The sequence below is a fragment of the Pelodictyon clathratiforme genome, assembly GCF_982375515.1.
Map to the genome: position 1 here is coordinate 2,688,862 of NZ_OZ455102.1, position 19,330 is coordinate 2,708,191.

The 19,330-nt window shown below is 49.4% G+C and carries 17 protein-coding genes, 1 tRNA gene and 1 riboswitch; of the genes, 6 read left to right on the forward strand and 12 right to left on the reverse strand.

Going from position 1 to position 19,330, the window contains the following annotated elements:
* Positions 1-40: 40 nt before the first annotated feature.
* The gene (gene ftsY, locus AC56AD_RS13145) at positions 41-994 is read right to left on the reverse strand and encodes a signal recognition particle-docking protein FtsY (RefSeq protein WP_012509245.1); all 954 of its coding nucleotides are present in this window, start codon (positions 992-994) and stop codon (positions 41-43) included.
* Between the two features lie 110 nt (positions 995-1,104).
* On the opposite strand from ftsY, the gene thiL reads away from it, so the two are divergent.
* The 5 genes from thiL to AC56AD_RS13170 all read left to right on the forward strand — a co-directional run bounded on the left by thiL (position 1,105) and on the right by AC56AD_RS13170 (position 5,641).
* On the forward strand, positions 1,105-2,172 hold the full coding sequence (gene thiL, locus AC56AD_RS13150) for a thiamine-phosphate kinase (RefSeq protein ID WP_041526563.1): 1,068 nt from the start codon (positions 1,105-1,107) through the stop codon (positions 2,170-2,172).
* 105 nt (positions 2,173-2,277) lie between these two features.
* A tRNA-Leu gene (locus AC56AD_RS13155) sits at positions 2,278-2,363 on the forward strand.
* A 79-nt stretch (positions 2,364-2,442) separates the two neighbouring features.
* Positions 2,443-3,552, forward strand: a complete 1,110-nt coding sequence (locus tag AC56AD_RS13160) for an AAA family ATPase (protein WP_012509247.1) — start codon at positions 2,443-2,445, stop codon at positions 3,550-3,552.
* Complete coding sequence (locus tag AC56AD_RS13165; RefSeq protein WP_499052173.1) at positions 3,486-4,238, forward strand: DUF4276 family protein; 753 nt, start codon at positions 3,486-3,488, stop codon at positions 4,236-4,238. Before AC56AD_RS13160 ends, AC56AD_RS13165 begins: the two co-directional genes overlap by 67 nt.
* 29 nt (positions 4,239-4,267) lie before the next feature.
* Positions 4,268-5,641, forward strand: a complete 1,374-nt coding sequence (locus AC56AD_RS13170; protein WP_012509249.1) for a TrpB-like pyridoxal phosphate-dependent enzyme — start codon at positions 4,268-4,270, stop codon at positions 5,639-5,641.
* 57 nt (positions 5,642-5,698) lie between these two features.
* Here AC56AD_RS13170 and AC56AD_RS13175 read toward each other — a convergent pair whose 3' ends face one another.
* Both AC56AD_RS13175 and AC56AD_RS13180 read right to left on the reverse strand, forming a co-directional pair.
* Complete coding sequence (locus AC56AD_RS13175) at positions 5,699-6,487, reverse strand: Fic family protein (RefSeq protein WP_223293928.1); 789 nt, start codon at positions 6,485-6,487, stop codon at positions 5,699-5,701.
* 197 nt (positions 6,488-6,684) lie between these two features.
* Positions 6,685-9,225: an ATP-dependent Clp protease ATP-binding subunit gene (locus tag AC56AD_RS13180; protein WP_012509251.1), complete on the reverse strand. Its 2,541-nt coding sequence runs from the start codon at positions 9,223-9,225 to the stop codon at positions 6,685-6,687.
* Between the two features lie 177 nt (positions 9,226-9,402).
* Here AC56AD_RS13180 and AC56AD_RS13185 point away from each other — a divergent pair, with 177 nt between their 5' ends.
* A complete protein-coding gene (locus AC56AD_RS13185) occupies positions 9,403-9,867 on the forward strand; it encodes a hypothetical protein (RefSeq protein WP_012509252.1) in 465 nt (154 codons plus the stop codon).
* 214 nt (positions 9,868-10,081) lie between these two features.
* Here the strand turns inward: AC56AD_RS13185 and AC56AD_RS13190 are convergent, their stop codons facing one another.
* The 9 genes from AC56AD_RS13190 to AC56AD_RS13230 all read right to left on the reverse strand — a co-directional run bounded on the left by AC56AD_RS13190 (position 10,082) and on the right by AC56AD_RS13230 (position 19,268).
* Positions 10,082-11,083, reverse strand: a complete 1,002-nt coding sequence (locus tag AC56AD_RS13190; protein ID WP_012509253.1) for an LbtU family siderophore porin — start codon at positions 11,081-11,083, stop codon at positions 10,082-10,084.
* A gap of 177 nt (positions 11,084-11,260) precedes the next feature.
* Positions 11,261-11,755 (reverse strand): Fur family transcriptional regulator, encoded by a 495-nt coding sequence (locus tag AC56AD_RS13195; RefSeq protein WP_012509254.1) that lies wholly within the window; start codon positions 11,753-11,755, stop codon positions 11,261-11,263.
* A 181-nt stretch (positions 11,756-11,936) separates the two neighbouring features.
* Entirely contained in the window at positions 11,937-12,674 is a 738-nt protein-coding gene (locus tag AC56AD_RS13200; protein WP_012509255.1) for an anaerobic ribonucleoside-triphosphate reductase activating protein, read from the reverse strand.
* Entirely contained in the window at positions 12,674-14,833 is a 2,160-nt protein-coding gene (locus AC56AD_RS13205; protein ID WP_012509256.1) for a ribonucleoside triphosphate reductase, read from the reverse strand. Before AC56AD_RS13205 ends, AC56AD_RS13200 begins: the two co-directional genes overlap by 1 nt.
* 41 nt (positions 14,834-14,874) lie before the next feature.
* Positions 14,875-15,012 (reverse strand): hypothetical protein, encoded by a 138-nt coding sequence (locus tag AC56AD_RS13210; protein WP_012509257.1) that lies wholly within the window; start codon positions 15,010-15,012, stop codon positions 14,875-14,877.
* 133 nt (positions 15,013-15,145) lie between these two features.
* A riboswitch (cobalamin riboswitch) is annotated at positions 15,146-15,337 on the reverse strand.
* Between the two features lie 301 nt (positions 15,338-15,638).
* Positions 15,639-16,463: an SDR family oxidoreductase gene (locus tag AC56AD_RS13215; RefSeq protein WP_012509258.1), complete on the reverse strand. Its 825-nt coding sequence runs from the start codon at positions 16,461-16,463 to the stop codon at positions 15,639-15,641.
* A 98-nt stretch (positions 16,464-16,561) separates the two neighbouring features.
* The gene (locus tag AC56AD_RS13220) at positions 16,562-16,783 is read right to left on the reverse strand and encodes a cysteine-rich CWC family protein (protein WP_041526907.1); all 222 of its coding nucleotides are present in this window, start codon (positions 16,781-16,783) and stop codon (positions 16,562-16,564) included.
* Between the two features lie 27 nt (positions 16,784-16,810).
* Positions 16,811-18,262, reverse strand: coding sequence for a glycerol kinase GlpK (gene glpK / locus AC56AD_RS13225; protein WP_012509260.1), 1,452 nt, complete (start codon positions 18,260-18,262; stop codon positions 16,811-16,813).
* A 286-nt stretch (positions 18,263-18,548) separates the two neighbouring features.
* Complete coding sequence (locus tag AC56AD_RS13230; protein ID WP_012509261.1) at positions 18,549-19,268, reverse strand: hypothetical protein; 720 nt, start codon at positions 19,266-19,268, stop codon at positions 18,549-18,551.
* Positions 19,269-19,330 lie beyond the last annotated feature (62 nt).

Below are 19,330 nucleotides of genomic sequence, written 5' to 3' on the forward strand. Positions count from 1 at the left end.
TGAAATGAAGGGGTCCCTGCACTGCCATCTGGTGAGCTGTTTATTTGAGTTCCCGTCCCAGAAGTGCTTTGACAAACTCTGCACGATCGAAGAGCTGAAGGTCGTCGATTTTTTCACCGACTCCAATATATTTGACCGGCAGCTTCAGTTCACGTGAAATAGAGAGCACAATCCCGCCTTTGGCCGTTCCATCAAGTTTGGTCACCACAAGACCGGTCACCTTGACAAATTTCGTAAACTCCCTTGCCTGCAGCACGGCGTTCTGGCCGGTGGTACCATCGAGCACCAGCAGCACCTCATGCGGAGCTTCAGGAATCCTTTTTTTGGCAACCCGCATGATTTTGGCAAGCTCTTCCATCAGGTGGCTCTTGTTATGCAGCCGCCCTGCGGTATCAACCAGCACAACATCAGCATTTCGCGATACCGCAGCGCTGACGGCATCGTAGACCACCGAGGCTGGATCGGAACCCTGTGCCTGGCCAATCATGGGAACCCCTGCCCTGTCGGCCCATATCTGAAGCTGTTCGTAGGCTGCGGCCCTGAAGGTATCGGCTGCCGCGATAATGACTTTTTTGCCTGCCTTATCATAATTATGAGCCAGCTTGGCAACACTGGTGGTCTTTCCCGCGCCATTTACTCCAACAATTAAAATAACATACGGTTTTGCCGGAAGAGGCGCATCAAAATCGAGCGGATGCTCCTCTCCTGTCTCTTCAAGCAGTTGCTGAATCTCCTCCATCAGCATTCTGTTGAGCTCCTCTTCCGAGCGATAGGTCTCCTGTTTTGCCCGTTCCGTAATGGCATCAACAATTCCGAGTGTGGTCTCGACACCCACATCGGCTGCAACAAGAATGGTTTCAAGCTCTTCAAGAAAGTCGTCGTCGATCTCCGTTTTCCCTTTGGTAATGACGGCAAGCTTTTCGCGAAAGGTGTCGCGGGTTTTTTCGAGCCCTTCCTTCAGTCTTGAAATTTTGAATTTGTCAAAAAAACCCATAAAAAGCGGATATTGTCTTTCTGTTATTGAGAATCAAACCCTTGCTGCGTCACGTTTCGATAGAACGAACCACAGCACAGGTCATAATGAATTTTAATTTACGTAAAAATATGTCATATACAGCTATTTCCGGAATCGGAGAGTTCGGCCTGATAGATAAAATTGCCACCCTTGCCAACAGCACCCTTCCTGCCGTGCCGGAACTCCTGACGGGAATAGGAGATGACTGCGCGGTTTTCCAGCCTTCGGCTGAACTGCTGCAGGTGGCGACAACCGATATGCTTGCTGATCAGGTGCACTTCGATCTCCTGACAACCCCGCTGAAACACCTTGGAAGCAAGGCTATCAGCGTCAATGTCTCCGATATCTGCGCCATGAATGCCCTTCCCCGCTATGCGCTCATCTCTCTTGCCATTCCGGCCTCATTCTCCATTGCCATGATTGAAGAGCTCTACCAGGGCATGAGCCATGCAGCAAGAGAGTACGGCCTGGCCATTGCCGGGGGAGATACCTCTTCATCACGCTCGGGTCTGGTTATTGCAATCTCCATGATGGGAGAGGTTTCACGCGAGCAGCTTGTGCACCGCAGCGGCGCAAAACCGGGAGAGCTGCTCTGCATCACCGGCGCTCTTGGTGGCGCAACGGCTGGTCTCAAACTCCTCATGCGCGAAAAGGAGATTATGCTGAACCATATCGAAAACAATGAGAGCTACAGCAGAAGCGCCATGGCTGACCTGAAAGAGTACAGCGAATCGATACAGCAGCAGTTGCTCCCCCTTGCCCGCCTCGATATTGTCCGGTTTTTCCATGCGCACCATATCCGCCCCACGTCGATGATCGACATTTCCGATGGTCTCAGCTCCGATTTGCAGCATCTCTGCCGACGCTCGAAGATCGGCGCCATGATTCAGGAGGCCCGTATTCCAATCCTCGGAAGTACGCGCCGGATTGCCGATGAACTGCAGGATGATGCCCTGACCTGGGCATTGACGGGGGGCGAAGATTACCAGTTGCTCTTCACCATCCCGAAAGAGGAGTATCCGGCCATTGCCGATAACAAAACGATCGCAGTTATCGGCGAAACCACCGATGTGGAGGAAGGTGTGCAACTGAGCGATATTTACGGGATGAAAATTGATCTCTCCTCAATCAGGGGATTCGACCATTTCAGCTCGTAACGGCCTCCATCTGATGGAAAAAAGGGTGTGCGGGAAAGATTTATTTTTTTTGGGAAACCGTTCGAAGATGGTAAATTGTTCGTCCTTTCATGTTAACAACGGTATGCCGAAGTGGCGGAACTGGTAGACGCCCGGGACTTAAAATCCCGTGTTCAGCAATGGACGTACGGGTTCGATTCCCGTCTTCGGCACTAATCTTTCCTTTTTTTCCTTGTATTTGCAGTTATTAATCTTTTGTATAAGGCATCTATCTTTTAAAGAGACAAGCCTGTGACAACACTCGGACGTATAAATCTTGAGGGATTCAAGTCCATCAAGAAGACGGATATTGAGCTGCATAATCTTAATGTTCTTATTGGTGCGAACGGGGCAGGCAAAAGTAACATCATTTCGTTCTTCAAAATGCTCAACGAAATGATGGGAGGACGCCTCCAGGAGTATATTGGTGCCTCTGGACGAGCTCAATCCCTTTTACACTTCGGGCCGAAAATAACACCACAGATCACAGCCCAACTTGAATTTACAGCAGATAACGGAATTGATACCTATACCATGCAACTCTTCCATGCCCCGGGAGATACGCTTTTTTTTGCCGAAGAATCCGTGAGTTTCCAACGAACCGGTCATCCATCGCCAAAAAAAGTCAGCTACGGTACAGGACATCAAGAGTCACGAATTGGTGAGTTTACGGAAAAAAATCAAGATCAAATATCCAAAACACTACGCTTTTTTCTAAACCGTTGCAGGGTATTTCATTTCCACGATACGTCATCAACGGCGCGGATACGCCAGTTCTGCTACATCAACCATAATCACTTTCTGATGCCTGACGCAGGCAACCTGGCTGCGTTACTTTACAGGTTTCGTCATGACAATAATTCATCGTATAGACAAATTGTAAGTACAATTCGTTTAATTGCACCATTTTTCGACGATTTCGACCTTGAACCCTCTGGCCCGGGAAATACTGAAGTTATTCTTAACTGGCGAGAAAAAGGGTCAGATCAGGTATTTGGACCCCATCAACTTTCGGACGGAACTTTGCGGGCAATCTGCCTTGTCACCTTGCTTCTTCAGCCAGAAAATGAGCTTCCAGGCCTTGTTATTGTGGATGAGCCGGAACTCGGACTTCATCCATACGCCCTCAATATTATTGCCGCGTTATTTAAAAAGGCATCTCATTACACTCAAGTACTCATCAGCACACAATCAACCACGTTCCTCAACAACTTTGATAGTGAAGATGTAATTGTGGTAAGCCGAAATGGTAAAGGATCACAATTTGAGCGGCTTGATCCAGCAATACTGCAAGCATGGCTGGAAGAATACAGCCTTGGGGAGATTTGGGAAAAGAATATTATTGGCGGGGGACCACACTGATGGTACGTCTCTACATTTTCGCAGAAGGACAAACAGAGCAAACCTTTGCAACAAATGTACTCAGACCACATCTTGCCCACTTCGGAGTGTACATGCAAGCTGCGATACTTATTGCACACGCAAAGAAAAAGGGTATTGTCCATCGGGGCGGCGGGTTAGGTCCCTGTTATCTTCCCATGAAAAACGATATTCTGAGATTGACTGCCCAGGAAAAAGCTCAGAATGTTTTTTTTACAACCATGATCGACCTTTATGCAATTACCTCTGATTTTCCTGGGTTGAGTGAAGCCGAAAAGCTGCGTCATTTACCCTTTCAGCGTACAGAAGCACTTGAACGCACGTTTGCCAATGATATTGGCGATCCTCGTTTTATTCCATATATCCAGTTACATGAATATGAGGCATATCTGTTTTCCGATCCTGAACAGCTTGCTTTCTTTTATGACCATCATCACAAAGAAATATCAGCACTTAAAGCCATAGCTGCAGGGAAATCAACGCCGGAATTGATTAATGATGGGGCACATTCCGCTCCGAGTAAACGCATCATTGCCGAACTTCCTGACTATGAAAATGCTAAATCTGTTGTGGGACCACAGGTAGCCGAACTAATCGGATTGAAGGTCATTCGAAGCAAATGCTCACACTTCAATGCATGGCTCTCAAGACTCGAACAACTTTGCTGAATAATAGCTAACAACAAACCAGAACAATCATGAGTTCGGAATTCACGAAGATCCTGCTGAACGAGGATGAGATGCCTCGCCAATGGTACAATATTCAGGCTGACCTGCCTGTTCCGCTGCCGCCACCTTTGGGGCCGGATGGGAATCCGATAGGCCCTGACGCCCTTGCAAAGGTTTTTCCGATGAACCTTATTGAGCAGGAGATGAGCACGGAACGGTGGATCGATATTCCGCAGGAGATTCAGGCTATCCTGAAAATCTGGCGTCCCTCTCCACTCTACCGGGCCCACCGACTTGAGGCCGCATTAAAAACTCCGGCAAAGATTTTTTACAAAAACGAAGGGGTCTCTCCGGCAGGGAGTCACAAACCCAATACCGCCGTGGCACAGGCCTGGTACAACAAGGAATTTGGCATCAAGCATCTCATCACGGAAACCGGCGCGGGTCAGTGGGGAAGCGCACTTGCCATGAGCTGCAAGCTTGTCGGTATCGACTGCAAGGTCTTTATGGTACGTATCAGCTTCGATCAGAAGCCGTTCCGCAAAATCATGATGAAAACCTGGGGAGCCGACTGTATTGCAAGCCCCAGCACAGAGACTGCTGTTGGACGCAGGATTCTTGCCGCCATGCCCGATACACCGGGAAGCCTTGCCATTGCCATCAGCGAAGCTATCGAGCAGGCTGTCGAGCATGATGACACGCGTTATGCACTTGGCAGCGTTTTAAACCACGTGATGCTGCACCAGACCATTATCGGCCTTGAGGCCCGCAAACAGCTCGACAAGGTGGGGCTTTATCCCGATATCGTCATCGGTTGTGCCGGCGGAGGCTCAAACTTTGCCGGAATAAGCTTTCCGTTTATTTGTGACAAGATTCATGGCCGTGAGGTTCAGGTGATTGCAACAGAGCCTGAAGCCTGCCCGACGCTCACCAGAGGCCCCTATGTTTACGATAACGGCGATGAGGCTCAAATGACACCGCTGCTGGCGATGCACAGCCTCGGCCACGGCTTTATTCCTCCAGCGATTCATGCCGGGGGGTTACGCTATCACGGCATGGCCCCGCTGGTCAGCCATGTCAAGCAGCTTGGATTAATTGAGGCGACCTCCCTTGGCCAGACTGAATGTTATGAGGCAGCCATGCTTTTCGCCCATACTGAGGGGTTCATACCTGCTCCGGAAACAGCACATGCTATAGCCCAGACCATCCGCGAAGCCAAAAAAGCAACCGAGGAAGGAAAGGAGAAGGTTATTCTCATGAACTGGTCGGGTCATGGATTGATGGATCTGCAGGGTTATGACGCTTTCATGTCCGGAAAACTGAGTGATTACGCACTTCCTGAAGAGCTCCTGCAGCGCTCACTTCTTGCAGTGAAAGATCATCCGCCTGCTCCGCAAGCGTAAAAGCAAATTCCCCGTTACTCTCGTTGTTTTGCAAAAAAGCACAGGGTAACGGGTTGTCTAAAACAGCAAAGAAAATCCTTTATCCTTTTGCTTAAACTTTTTTATCTCGGACTTATAGAACTTAATCTGTTGACTACAAATAAAATCCCTGAATATTGAAATATCCTCAAGCTCTTCGGTTTTATTTAATGCGTCAATATATTCAGCTCTATCCTCTGTAAAAATTTTAATTAAAGGCTCTTGATGATACATTTGTATGTAATTCATCATTAATCTTGATGTCCGCCCATTTCCGTCCCCAAAAGGATGAATATTAACCAAATTATAATGAATATCAGCAGATAGCTTTAAAATCTCATTATCAGAAACTTTATAGAGTCTTTGGTTAACATTGTCAATAAGTTTAAGCAACAAATTTTCAACCTTGGAAAAATCAGGAAAATATTTTCTGTCTACATAGACTTGAGCCTTTCGAAAATCTCCCAATGAAGTATCAAATGTCCCTGACATTGTATTGACCAATCCACCAGTATGTTTCATGACAAGTCCCGCAACTTGTTTTATCAAATCAATACTTATCTTTTGTTTCTGCTTTGAAATCTCTTTAAGAAACATAAATGCTGCATAATGGTCTTTAACCATCATGTGGTCAGTCAATGGTTTTCCTTTTGCTGTAATATCATTCTCCAACAATAATTTAGTATCATTCTCAGTTAATGAACAGCCTTCAATTTTGGTGGAATTATACACAATCGAAATCATTGAAAACTTTTCATAATCAATGGCCTCTGATAATCCCATTTCAAGATATCTCTTTTTTATTATCTCTAATTCTTCCCACATCATACTTCTTCGTCATATTCTACCGTTGATATCAGCTCATCTTCGGCGAGTTCATGAAAGCTGAAATTCATCTACCAAACCGTTGATTTTTGAAATTATAACCCATCCAGGTCTGGTCTGCTTTTCCCTTTGGGAACACTACCCTTATTCAAGCAGTGTTCCCGGGCAAGAGAATAAAACCGACTGAAAAAAGAGATGATTTACTCCTTTTTCGCCAGCCCTTCTCCTTCATTGACCGGAACCGCCCCATCAAGAAAGGTGAGGACATTCTCCGTTTCATCGAGAGCAATACGGATGACGCTTCCTTCGATAAATCGCCCTTTGAGCATCTCTTCGGCAAGGGGATCTTCGACATACTTCTGCAGAGCCCTTTTCAGAGGACGGGCGCCATATTTCTGGTCATAGCCTTTATCGACAAGGAACTCCTTGGCTTTTTCATCAATTTCAACCTCGATACCCATGTCATGCAGCCTTTTGAAGAGCTTGCCGGCAGTAATGTCGATGATTTTGAAAATATGCTGTTTTTCAAGCGGATGAAAGACAATAATGTCATCAATACGATTGAGAAACTCGGGGTTGAAAACCCGTTTGAGAGCATCCTCAATGGTTGATTTCATCGCCTTGTAATTTCCGGTTGCATCATCAGGCGCGGTAAAGCCCATGCCGGATCCTGCTCCGAAACTCTTGATGTCTTTGGCTCCGATATTCGAGGTCATGATGATGACGGTGTTGCGGAAATCGACCTTTCTTCCCATGCCGTCTGTCAAAACCCCTTCATCAAGCACCTGGAGCAAGATGTTGAAGACATCAGGATGCGCTTTTTCAATCTCATCAATAAGCACAACCGAGTAGGGCTTGCGGCGCACTTTTTCGGTCAGTTGACCGCCCTCTTCATAGCCAACATAGCCCGGAGGCGCTCCAACAAGACGACTGACGGAGAATTTTTCCATATACTCGCTCATGTCGGCGCGAATCAGTGCATCTTCGGTGTCGAACATATAACGGGTGAGCGCTTTGGCAAGCTCCGTCTTGCCGACACCGGTAGGACCAAGAAAAATAAAGGAGCCGATCGGACGTGAGGGATCTTTCAACCCTGCACGTGTACGCTGTATCGCCTTGGTGATCTTTTTGATAGCCTCGTCCTGACCAATAACCTCTTTTGTAAGATCGGCCTCCATGGAGAGCAGCTTTTTGGATTCCGACTGTGCAACCCTTGCCACCGGAATACCGGTCATCATGGCAATCACAGAGGTAATATCAGCCTCGGTGACATCATAAACGCTTTCGGCTGCCCTGTCCTCCCACTCCTGTTTGGCCAGGTCAAGGGCATCAATCAGGTGTTTCTCCTTATCACGCAGCCGCGCTGCTTCCTCAAAATTCTGCATTTTCACGACCTGGTTCTTCTCCGCCTTGATCTCCTCAATGGATTTTTCAAGTTCAAGAATCTCCGCAGGCACATGGATGTTGCTCAAATGCACCCTTGCGCCAGCCTCATCCATGACATCAATGGCCTTGTCGGGCAAGAAACGGTCGGTAATATAGCGCTCGGAAAGCTTGACCGCCTTCTCGATGGAGTCTCCCGAATAGTTGACATGGTGATGAACCTCATACTTCGACTTGATGTTGTTGAGGATCTGGATGGTCTCGTCAACCGAGGTGGGCTCAACCATGATTTTCTGGAATCTCCGGTCAAGGGCGCCATCTTTTTCTATAAACTGACGGTATTCGTCAAGCGTGGTTGCTCCAATACACTGCAATTCACCGCGGGCAAGCGCCGGTTTGAAAATATTGCTTGCGTCAAGGGAACCGGAAGCGCCCCCGGCACCAACAATGGTGTGCAACTCATCGATAAAGAGAATCACATCACGCGACCGCTCCAGCTCGTTCATAAGCGCTTTCATACGCTCCTCGAACTGACCCCGGTATTTGGTGCCGGCAACAAGAGCTGCCAGATCGAGGGCAACTACCCTCTTGTCGTAGAGAACCCTCGATACCTTGCGCTGTACAATCTTGAGGGCAAGACCTTCGGCAATAGCCGTTTTGCCTACGCCTGGTTCTCCAATAAGTACCGGATTGTTCTTTTTACGGCGGCTCAACACCTGGGCAACACGCTCAATCTCCTTTTCACGACCGATGATCGGGTCAAGCTTGTCATCAAGGGCAAGACGGGTAAGGTCACGGCCAAAATTATCGAGTACGGGAGTCTTGGTTCTCTCGCCTTTTCTCTGTTCCGGCCTTTTGGAGGGGCGTTCAGTTCCTCCTGACGAATAGGAACCCTCCATAGGGGGCTCTTCCGACTCACTCCTGCTGCTGGTGATGCTCAGGAGTTCATCGCGGACAAGGTCATAGGTCACACCAAACTGTTCGAGAATCTGGGCGGCGATATTATCATCCCCTTTCATGATCGAGAGCAGCAGATGCTCGGTGCCGATAACATTCGACTTGCAGATTTTTGCTTCGAGATAGGTGATTTTCAGCACCTTCTCAGCCTGCTTGGTCAGGGGAACATTGCCCATCTGCGCCTCGGCAACCCGTTGATGGGTGCTTTCCTCTATTTTCAGTTTGAGGCCAAAAAGGTCTATCTTGAGATTTTTTAATATTCTGGCACCGATACCCTCTCCCTCCTTGATGAGGCCAAGGAGAAGATGCTCAGTACCAATATAGTCATGACCCAACCGGAGAGCTTCCTCCCGGCTGAGGCGGATGACATCCTGTACTCTATTCGAAAAGTTTCCTTCCATTCTTGTCTCTATCGGTAAAATTGTTGTGAATACCCCGTTTCATCATCTCCTGATACGCACACGGCAAAATATAACAGCGAAAAAATAATCCTTAAAGATAGCTACTTTATCACAATTCCATAAAAAAGAGAAAACCCGGGCACTGGATTAAAGGTTCTCTACCCTCAAGGATCAGCCATGAATGTTCAATACATCCTTATTGACGACAACAATGCGGAACACCGCGACCTCTCGATTTACCGTACCGGACGAATAAACCGGGTACGGCTTCAGGACAAAGCGTACACAATTTACAGCACAATTGAGCTTGATGCGCACGACTATGCGGCGATTTTCCATTACGGCATCGTAGAGGCTATGAATGAGCTGCATTTCATCTCTGAATCGGGAAACGGGCTTGACAGTTGGGACGAGGCCTTTCTGCATCACAGCGCACTCAGCGCCCTGCTGCGCATTATCAGAAGGTGCAGCGAGGGCATCGATCCCCAAAAAAAAGAGACCATCCTGCTCGGATGGCAAAATCAACCGGTTGGCGTGGCCTGGCTGCGATTGATTGATCCGGTTAAAACCGCCGCTTTTCTTCGGAAGTTCGATACGTTTATCGTGGAAAGCGAAGGATATGATCTGGAATTTATCCTGTAGCGAAAAATAAAATCCTGCCCGAATTGACATATACGGATCCGGGCAGGATAACGTACTCTTCATGAAAGAAACCAGGCATGTGCAAAGTCATCGAAAAAAGGTCGTTTTGGTTTGAGCAGACGCAACACCTCTACCACCTCACCCGGATAAAAGCCCATTCAAAAAACCTAACGGAACCATCATCTCACTCCCTGTGATTATGTTATCGTGTATTTCAAAAGCCCATAGCAAGCTGAACCGTCACAGCATCGCTGTTGCTCCCGTCATCATTGCTGTTGTGAAGGTATTCGAGAGCCAGTGTCGCTTTTTCAGAGAGATCACAGGCAAGTGTTGCTCCATACTGCTTTTCAACATTAAAATCTTCAGCTCCGGCATAGCGCAAGGCAAGATGGAGGGATTCGGCAAGATCATAGCCTGCCTCAACATTATATGTCGCAGGCTTTAATCCCAACCGCTCCCCATCGACAAAGCGCTTTGCGGCAGCGAGATATTCACTCCTGACCTCAACACTGCCAAACCGGAAACGACTGAATAGACTATAGCCGCCTACATAATCAGCCGTTGTAAAGTGAGCCATCTCAAAATCATCCTGGAGCGTATCGGTATCCCCCATATTGCTGCAGTACGAACCACCGATTTCATATGCAAACCGCTCGCTTGCCTCGCCGGCAATGGCAAGAGCCCCGACAAAAGTATTGATTTCATCCTTCCCCGCTTTTTGCAGATCGCCCTTAAAGAGAGTGAGCGAAGCCGAGACACCCCCTCCTTCATACCCTGTCTGCAGCGATGCGTGATGTTTGGTCTCGCCCAACTCGAGCGTTGTCGGATCCGAAATCATCCCTGTGGCAAAATTTCCAAACGACTGCGTAAAACGACCCGCCTTTACAAAAAAAGGAGAGTCATCGCGCTTCATTTTCATGCTGGCCTCATCAACAAGAATACGATCATCGCCATGCTGTTCGTAGAGAAGAGTGGTGCGGGCACTCAGCCAGTCCGTCGCCTTTGCCTCAACCCCCAACTCGATTGTCGCAAGAGAAAGATCCGATGAGCTCTCCCCGTCAGCATCCTGATATGCGCCTTCTACCTCCAGCAGACCGGAAAAAGAGAGCCCTTTGACAAGAGCGGTACCTTGACCGCTCTCTTCGACAGCAAAAAGAGAGGAAGAAGAAAGAAGAGCAATGCAGATAAAAGCCGTGGATTTCAAAAAGAGGTTCATAAACAGATGATTGGAGTTATCAGGAAACAGTTTTTCGACTTATTTAGATCGATTATAAATAATCTTTTTTAATTTAAAGGTTTGAATCGGGGACAACGCCTCATGAAATCGGCATCGTGCTTGGTTATCCCTACCTATCTGCGTGCCGCATAAAAAAAATCAGGATTCCTCCTCTGATCACTTCTGTTTCAGGCTCTCTTCAACACAGTCGCCAACACATTTTCCGAAAACCTGGAGAGTGAAGCTGCCCAGCTCAAAGCCATTTTCCCTGCACACCTTTTCGAGCAGTTCGGAGACTCCACAGTCTGAAACCTCAACAATATTGCCGCATTTTTCACAGATGATATGCAGATGGTTGGTCGCCCCATAGGATTTTTCATAATGGGCGTGCTTGTGGCCAAGATCAATTTTGGAAACCAGATTAAATTTAAACAGCAGGTTAAGGGTATGATAGACGGTGGCGCGCGAAATGCCTACCTGCTTCTTTTTAAGGCTGATAAAAATCTCGTCGGCGTCAAGATGAGTATTTGATTGATAGAGTTCTCGCAATACGGCAATGCGTTCCGTTGTACAACGCAGCCCTTGCTCTTTCATAAATGACTTGAAAAGGCTTTCGGCTTGTTTCGTTTTGTCGCTCGTCTCTTTCTTCGTTTGTGGCGATATATCAGTCATAACAGGGCTCTCATCGATATAATGAATGGTCAATGCGGCAACCGCAACAGATCAAGTTCCCTTTTTTTATCGGCATTGCAAAAAAAAACAGCCGTAACGGCAGCAGCAACGGTCATGTGCATGGCATAGGCTTCCGGGCTCCAGAGCCATACCAATCAAAAACGCGCGCGCTGTTTCAGCGTCATAAGCCGAAACTGCAGATCACGCAGTTGAAACGGGAAGCCAGAGCATGAAGCTCTCCATCGCTGAATACCCCTGCCGCAAGTGGCCTGAGCGTTCTGTCCGGCCTGAATCGCTGAAGAACAAGACGGTTTCCCGACACAGCCGCCATAGCATCAACATCTTCAGAAGCATGAATCCCCTTCAGAAGGGTACTCCGGAAAACCACATCGATACCGGAACTCAGAAGAAGCGAGCATGAGCGCTCAATACACTTCATCATCGCGCCGGAACAGGGAATCCCGATAACCTCCTCATAGCGCCGGGACTGTAACGGCGCCTTGATATCGAGAGCGACACAGTCAACGAGCCGCTCCCGGAGAAGCAGGTCGATCATATCCGGATAGGAGCCGTTGGTATCAAGCTTGACAAGCAGACCGAGCTTCCTGAACGTCCGGAGCGATTCCGGAAGGGACTCATGCATGGCCGGTTCTCCCCCGGTCACAACAACCGCATCAAGGCAGGAGCGATTACGTTCGACAAGCCGGACCACGTCATGAAACGGAATCTGATGGTTCCCGCCGCTTCTCACCGGATCGACCAGTTCAGGATTGTGGCAGTAGGGACAGCGGAAATTGCATCCAACGGTAAAAATCACCGCAGCTATAAGCCCGGGATAATCGATAAAACTCTGGGGGATATAGCCTCCTACGGGAAGTTCCTGTCTCACTCCCTCGCTTTTAAACGGATGTTTTTGCATCAATGACCCTCCTCTGCACACAGCGACTCTTCCTCGACCATCCCCACAGCAAACAGCTTTCTATCGAAAAACTCGCTCTGTTTTCCCGGATTCCACTGGCGGACAGGCCTGAGATAACCGACAATTCGCGTATAGACGGTGCAACGTCGCTCGATGCCCGATACTGCACATTTGGGACAGCATTCATGCTCGCCGAACAGATATCCGTGTGTCGGACAGATACTGAATGTCGGGGAGAGCGTTATGTAGGGCAAGGTAAAATTATCGGTCACCCTCTTCACAAAACGCTTGACACCCTCGGGGGGAAGCTCGCGTTCGCCGATAAAGGCATGGAATACCGTTCCTCCCGTATAACGCGACTGCAACTCATCCTGAAGCCTGAGCGCTTCGAAAAGATCGTCAGTATAACCGACCGGCAGTTGCGTCGAATTGGTATAATAAGGCTCCGCGCCGTTCTTCACAGCAGATTCGTTGGCCGTAACGATATCCGGGTAACGGGATTTATCGATGCGTGCAAGACGATAAGCTGTACTTTCGGCTGGAGTGGCTTCGAGATTGTAGATAGTGCCGCTCTCCTCCTGGAAAACCGCCAGTTTTTCCCGCATGAAATCCATCACCTGAAGGGCGAATCGGCGACCCTCTGGCTCGGCTATCGTGCAACCGAGAAAGTTCAGGCAGCACTCGTTCATGCCGGTGATACCGATGGTCGAAAAGTGATTGTCCCAGTAGCGGCCGTTTTTCTGGCGGAGATTGCGCAGATAAAAACGGGAGTAGGGATAGAGTCCCTCCTCGGTAAGACGCTCGACAACTTTCCGTTTGATTTCAAGACTGCTTTTGGCCAGTTCCATTGTATGCGAAAGCCGTTCGAACAACTCAGCCTCCCCTTTCGACTCGTAACCGATTCTCGGCAGGTTCATGGTCACGACACCGACAGAACCGGTCAAAGGGTTCGACCCGAACAGACCCCCGCCCTTTTTCTGCAGTTCGCGCTTGTCGAGCCGGAGTCGGCAGCACATGCTGCGCACATCATCAGGGTTCATCGACGAGTTCACGAAGTTAGAAAAGTAGGGAATTCCGTAACGCGCCGTCATTTTCCATATCCCGTCATAGAGCGGGTTCTCCCAGTCGAAATCCTTCGTGATGTTATAGGTCGGGATGGGAAAGGAAAAAACAGCGCCGTTCGCATCGCCTTCGAGCATCACATCGGCATAGGCGCGATTGAACAGATCCATCTCGTGCTGAAAATCGTCGTATGTGCAATCCATCAGCTTGCCGCCTATAATGACAGCCCTGTCTTTCAGCATTGCAGGCACCCTGAGATCGAGGGTCAGATTGGTAAAGGGAGTCTGAAACCCAACCCTGGTCGGCACGTTCATATTGAAAAAGAACTCCTGCAGACACTGCCTCACCCCGTCATAATCGAGTCGGTCGTATCTGATGAAGGGGGCAAGCAGGGTATCGAAGTTCGAAAACGCCTGCGCGCCGGCGGCCTCCCCCTGCATGGTATAGAAAAAGTTGACGATCTGGCCGAGCGCCGAGCGCAGGTGCCTTGCCGGCTTGCTTGCCGCGTGCCCCTCAACGCCCATAAAACCGCTGATCAGAAGATCCTCAAGATCCCAGCCGACGCAATAGACACTCAGGAACCCCAGATCGTGGATATGCATGAGCCCTGAGGTATGCGCATCGCTGATCTCTGGAGGGTAAATGCGATTCAGCCAGTACTGGGCACTGACAATAGTCGAGATATGCTGATTGAGCCCCTGCAACGACCAGGAGGAGTTGGCGCTCTCCCTCACCCTCCAGTCTTCGATATCGAGATAGCTGTCGACAACGTCAATATTGCTGAACATCTCTTTCGCATCTCGCATATACTGATGCTGGTGCCGGTAGATGATATAGGCTTTAGCCGCATCGAACTCCCGATGCAGAAAAAGGGTTTTTTCCACCATATCCTGCATCTCTTCAACCGAAGGAACATTGCCATTCATCGCGCTCTCAAGCTCCCTGATGGCATCCCTGGCAATGCCCGCAGCTTTCGTACGATCAGCCTTTCCAACGGCCCGCAATGCACGAAAAACAGCATATACAATCTTTTCAGCATCGAACGGCACTTTACGTCCGTCACGCTTGATCATTTCCTGAAAAACAGTGGCATCCATGGTAACTATCTTATTGCTGATTAATAAAAACGTTTTCCCTGTCAGCGGCTGAGCGCCATCTGAACGCAAAAAGAGAGCTGCCACCCGAGCAGGGCGTAGCGTTCAGGAAATGCGCCGAACATAAAGATCATGCCTCTGGAGGCGCCGATACGAGGATAACCAAGTGTGTTTGTAAGCATACGTCTGTGGTGTATTGACCAACCGTTTTGTATGCTTACGCGGGGAAAAGAATAGTAAGAGGGATAAGAGCCTGCAGGAAGAAGAGCCTGAAGCTGTAATCGCTCATAAATGCTCTGGTCCGCGAAAGCATGTTACAAGAAAAGAAGCGGGACAGGTCTCCTGGCTTGCCGGTTGTGCAGCACCTTCCCATTCCGCATCAAACGGAACAGTGGTATAACGCTGCACAACACGTGATCGGCTTTACAGTTGCGCGTCAGCTCACGATTTTCACGTGATTCCCTATTAAACCCCTTGTAATGGGGTATCCTGCTTCATCAGTAAAAAAAGAACAGTTCAACCGAATCTAAAAAAATAATTCAATAACCGTCAATGATTTTAACGCTGTTTGAATAAAGAGCCTTTAGCATTCCTGTACACGAATGGAGCGTCTGAGAAGAGCCTTTTCACTCCACAGCCCAATCACCATAGCGATCTGTTCCATACCACAGCAAGGATACTCCTGCCGTAAGGCACCCGGCGCGGATTCGGCCAGTGCACTAACGATACTGACCTCTGTTTCCGTGAGGAGCTCGAAACGCTCAATTTCGAGCGGGTGCAAGAGATTTATTGGCAGGCAGCCATTTTTTTATCCCAATTGCACAACCGGGTCGGGATAGAGAAAATGATAGTGCAATGCACTGATCAGCTTCTCACTGTTCACCACTTTATAGGGTGCTGTTTCGACGGATTGGGAAAGGGGAATTGCTGGTAACCCGGCAATTTCAGCCGCCCTGCCGTAGTACTCCTTTCTCAGGGGATGAAGCGGGCTGCAAGCGTTGAAGACCTCGCCCCACTGTTTCAAACGAATGATTTCCGTGATGATCCTGATGCAATCGTCACGATGAATGAGGTTCATGGGCTGATCGGGATGCGCAATCTCTGCCATAGTGGCAAGATACTTTGCCGGATTACGGTCATAACCGATAAGACCGCCAAAACGCAGTACCGTTGTCTGAAAAGCGCTCTCCTGCATCAGCATCTCCTCGACAAGGAGCAGCGCCTGACCGGCAAGAGATTCAGGATCAACAGCATCCTCTTCGGTAACCTCCCGGTTGAGAGCCGGATAAACCGACGTGGAGCTGACCAGCAGCACAGAACGCACCGGTGACTGACCAAGTGCATCGATCAGTGAGGAAAACTGCTCAATATGGTACTCAACAATATCGTCGCGCCGCAGAGGGGGGATGTTAACAATAAGGGTATCACTTTGCAGAAAAGCAACAATATCGTCGCCGTTCACCTCCGGGTCAAGCCGTACAAGCCAGGGCTCAACGCCTGCATCATGAAGGGCTTCAAGCTTCTCCTCCCTCGTGGTCGATCCCTTGACCGAATAGCCCTCTTTAACGAGCGCTTGTGCAAGCGGCAGCCCGAGCCAGCCGCACCCGAGTATCGTGATTGTTTCCTTTTTCATGGCACATGTTTTGCTGTTACAGTTTCAATGACCTAATGTACATGATCAGTGACTGCATATCAACTGAATTCACATTGAGTTTCAAGCCTGTCAGAAGATCAGGGGCTTTCGCCCGAACCGGCCTGCTCAATAAGACGATCGAGGCAGGCGCTGCAAACACATGTTTCGTAACGACCGGCAAGATACTCTGTCACTTCTGCCGGAACCTTCCTGCTGGCACACCAGCATGTTGACGAAAGCGCACAGGTAAACAGCTCCCCGCATATCGGGCAGGTTACCGTTTTACCGCTTCCGACACCTTGTTCGATGGAATGTGTCATAATCATTCAATGGTCAATATTGTTGCATTATGTCGTGATCGTCTGGCGAAGCGCTTTCTGCCACTCCATAAGGAGCAGCTCTCTTGCCTCGGGCTTCATTGTGGGCATATATCTGCGTTCTACCTGCTGCAATGCTTGCAGCTCCGCGCCTGACTGCCATATGCCGGTCTGCAATCCGGCAAGGAAGGCGGCCCCGAGAGAGGTCGATTCAATATTCTGTGGTACCAGAACCGGGATATCAAGCAGATCAGCCTGAAACTGCATCAGAAAAGCGTTACTCACCGCTCCCCCGTCAACCATGAGCGCTTTCGGAAAGATTCCGGTATCAGCAACCATCGCCCTGAAAACATCGCATGACTGCAAGGCAATCGATTCAAGCGCTGCACGAACAATATGGTTTCTGTTTGTCCCTCGCGTCAGCCCGACAAGAGTGCCCCGCGCCTCCATATTCCAGTGCGGTGCACCAAGACCGACAAAGGCTGGAACCATAGAGACCCCTCCATTGCTCCCGACCTCCCGTGCCATCGCTTCAGATTCGGCGGCATGATGAATAAGCTGCAACCCGTCGCGCAGCCACTGAATCACCGCTCCGCCAATAAAAACCGATCCCTCAAGCGCGTAACAGGGTTTGCCTGCGGCATTGAGAGCAAGCGTTGTGAGCAGACCATGCTGTGACTGAATAAAGGTGTCACCTGTGTTCATCACCATGAAGCAGCCGGTACCATAGGTATTCTTGACGCTCCCCGGCTCAAAACAGCATTGCCCGAAAAGTGCAGACTGCTGATCGCCGGCAATTGCGGCAATCGGTAGACCGTCAAGCTCCTTCAGGGCCGTTACCCTGCCGAAATCATCCATGGAGTTTCTCACTTCCGGCAGCAAGGATTTCGGGATGGCAAAAATATCGAGCAGCTCATCATCCCACCGCTTCTCCCTGATATTGAACAGCAGCGTTCGGGAGGCATTGGTGAAATCGGTAGCATGTACCGCTCCGTTGGTCAGTTTCCAGAGCAGCCAACTGTCAACGGTACCGAAAAGAAGGGTTTCGGGATTCAGATCAGCATAGTGGTCAAGAATCCAGCGGATTTTGGTGGCGCTGAAATAGGCATCGAGTGGAAGACCGGTTTTGGCGGTGATCAGCTCTCGTTGCGCAGCATACCGCTGGCACAGCTCGCTCGTCCGTCGGCATTGCCAGACAATGGCATGATGCACCGGGTTGCCCGTGTTTTTGTCCCAAAGAATGGTGGTTTCGCGCTGGTTGGTGATACCGATGGCGGTGATAGGCTGTGCAGCGTGCGCCCTCAGCTCCCTGACGCACTGCACAACACTCTGCCAGATCTCTTCTGGATCGTGCTCCACCCACCCCGCCTGGGGGTAGAACTGGGTTAACTCACGGTACGTCTTCACTATGAGTTGACCCTCACGCTCATAGAGTGCACAGGTGGTGCCTGTGGTGCCCTGATCTATTGCCAGAATTGCCATGGCTCTCTGTTTTGCTGACGCGTTAACGGGTTACAACAGCTCCTGCAACAGCCTCCCCTCTTGAGTACAAAGTAGCAATTCGAAAAGAAAACTCCTTGCAGCATCATCACAGAACAAGGGTAAGGGGAAACCGCTCTTTCACCTGCCTTTTGGCGAAATAACGCAGCATCTTGTATTAAGATGGCACATATTAATACAAAAATTGAATTAAAGTGGTAGATTTACTGCCAAACCTGACGGCTGGTCAACATCCCCTTTTACATGGTCAACCAGATTGAACGACTTATCAATGAGAGATGATCACCCGGTAATCGTGAATATCGAGACGAATCAAAACCGGAGCGCCAAACGGCTTACCCTTCGGCCCCTTCGGGGTTACCCGCCTTATTGACGGATAAACAAGTCCTGTACTGTTTTTTGCGTGCTGCAACACAACATTGGATGCGATAGCAAGCGGGCTAATGATTTGTGCCGTATAATCGTGCTGAATCAGGAGGCCGGTCTGGAGGTCAAACCTGAACTGCTGCACCCGGCTGTGTGTGGGAATCGCGTCCGGGAACTGTGCCTCCAGAAATCCCGGCTCAAGCTCCTTCCAGAGGATCTCCTCACTCATCAGCAAAGCCGGAAGAGTAAAATAATTCCATGACGCGTAGTTGGCGAAATAGCTCATATCAAGGTCATCCCACCAGAAGAGCCTTCTGCCGATTTTGAAATAATCCCGAGCATTCCGGCGATCTGCAATGACCTTGCCCTGTTCATCCTCCAGACGGACATCGAGACCATCAAGAACTCCCCTGACAGCAGGGTTGCGCCCGATCGGGGTCAAAGAGGTAAATGGCCGGTGAGCATCGAGAACCATTTTGGCATGATGGAAAAACGGTCGCCCTTTCAGGGTAAACGCAAGTCCGGAAGCGCTCATCTCGACCTCAACCCGTTTTGCGTTCTGCCAGAGCTCACGCCCACCATAGGCCGCAATTGCCTTTTCTGCTGTTACTTTCAGGGTCATAATCGGAGTATCTGGTTTTATTCATGCCGTATAAGGTGCCATCAACTTCATGAGAAAGATGA

What these genes read in the sequence shown, in the direction of transcription:
- AC56AD_RS13210 (WP_012509257.1), bottom strand. Translation starts at nt 15,012, where the DNA reads ATGCTTACAAACACACTTGGTTATCCTCGTATCGGCGCCTCCAGAGGC.
- ftsY (WP_012509245.1), bottom strand. Translation starts at nt 994, where the DNA reads ATGGGTTTTTTTGACAAATTCAAAATTTCAAGACTGAAGGAAGGGCTC.
- glpK (WP_012509260.1), bottom strand. Translation starts at nt 18,262, where the DNA reads ATGGCAATTCTGGCAATAGATCAGGGCACCACAGGCACCACCTGTGCA.
- AC56AD_RS13165 (WP_499052173.1), top strand. Translation starts at nt 3,486, where the DNA reads ATGGCTGGAAGAATACAGCCTTGGGGAGATTTGGGAAAAGAATATTAT.
- AC56AD_RS13215 (WP_012509258.1), bottom strand. Translation starts at nt 16,463, where the DNA reads ATGAAAAAGGAAACAATCACGATACTCGGGTGCGGCTGGCTCGGGCTG.
- AC56AD_RS13200 (WP_012509255.1), bottom strand. Translation starts at nt 12,674, where the DNA reads ATGCAAAAACATCCGTTTAAAAGCGAGGGAGTGAGACAGGAACTTCCC.
- AC56AD_RS13180 (WP_012509251.1), bottom strand. Translation starts at nt 9,225, where the DNA reads ATGGAAGGAAACTTTTCGAATAGAGTACAGGATGTCATCCGCCTCAGC.
- AC56AD_RS13170 (WP_012509249.1), top strand. Translation starts at nt 4,268, where the DNA reads ATGAGTTCGGAATTCACGAAGATCCTGCTGAACGAGGATGAGATGCCT.
- AC56AD_RS13195 (WP_012509254.1), bottom strand. Translation starts at nt 11,755, where the DNA reads ATGACTGATATATCGCCACAAACGAAGAAAGAGACGAGCGACAAAACG.
- AC56AD_RS13175 (WP_223293928.1), bottom strand. Translation starts at nt 6,487, where the DNA reads ATGATGTGGGAAGAATTAGAGATAATAAAAAAGAGATATCTTGAAATG.
- AC56AD_RS13220 (WP_041526907.1), bottom strand. Translation starts at nt 16,783, where the DNA reads ATGACACATTCCATCGAACAAGGTGTCGGAAGCGGTAAAACGGTAACC.
- AC56AD_RS13185 (WP_012509252.1), top strand. Translation starts at nt 9,403, where the DNA reads ATGAATGTTCAATACATCCTTATTGACGACAACAATGCGGAACACCGC.
- thiL (WP_041526563.1), top strand. Translation starts at nt 1,105, where the DNA reads ATGTCATATACAGCTATTTCCGGAATCGGAGAGTTCGGCCTGATAGAT.
- AC56AD_RS13205 (WP_012509256.1), bottom strand. Translation starts at nt 14,833, where the DNA reads ATGGATGCCACTGTTTTTCAGGAAATGATCAAGCGTGACGGACGTAAA.
- AC56AD_RS13230 (WP_012509261.1), bottom strand. Translation starts at nt 19,268, where the DNA reads ATGACCCTGAAAGTAACAGCAGAAAAGGCAATTGCGGCCTATGGTGGG.
- AC56AD_RS13190 (WP_012509253.1), bottom strand. Translation starts at nt 11,083, where the DNA reads ATGAACCTCTTTTTGAAATCCACGGCTTTTATCTGCATTGCTCTTCTT.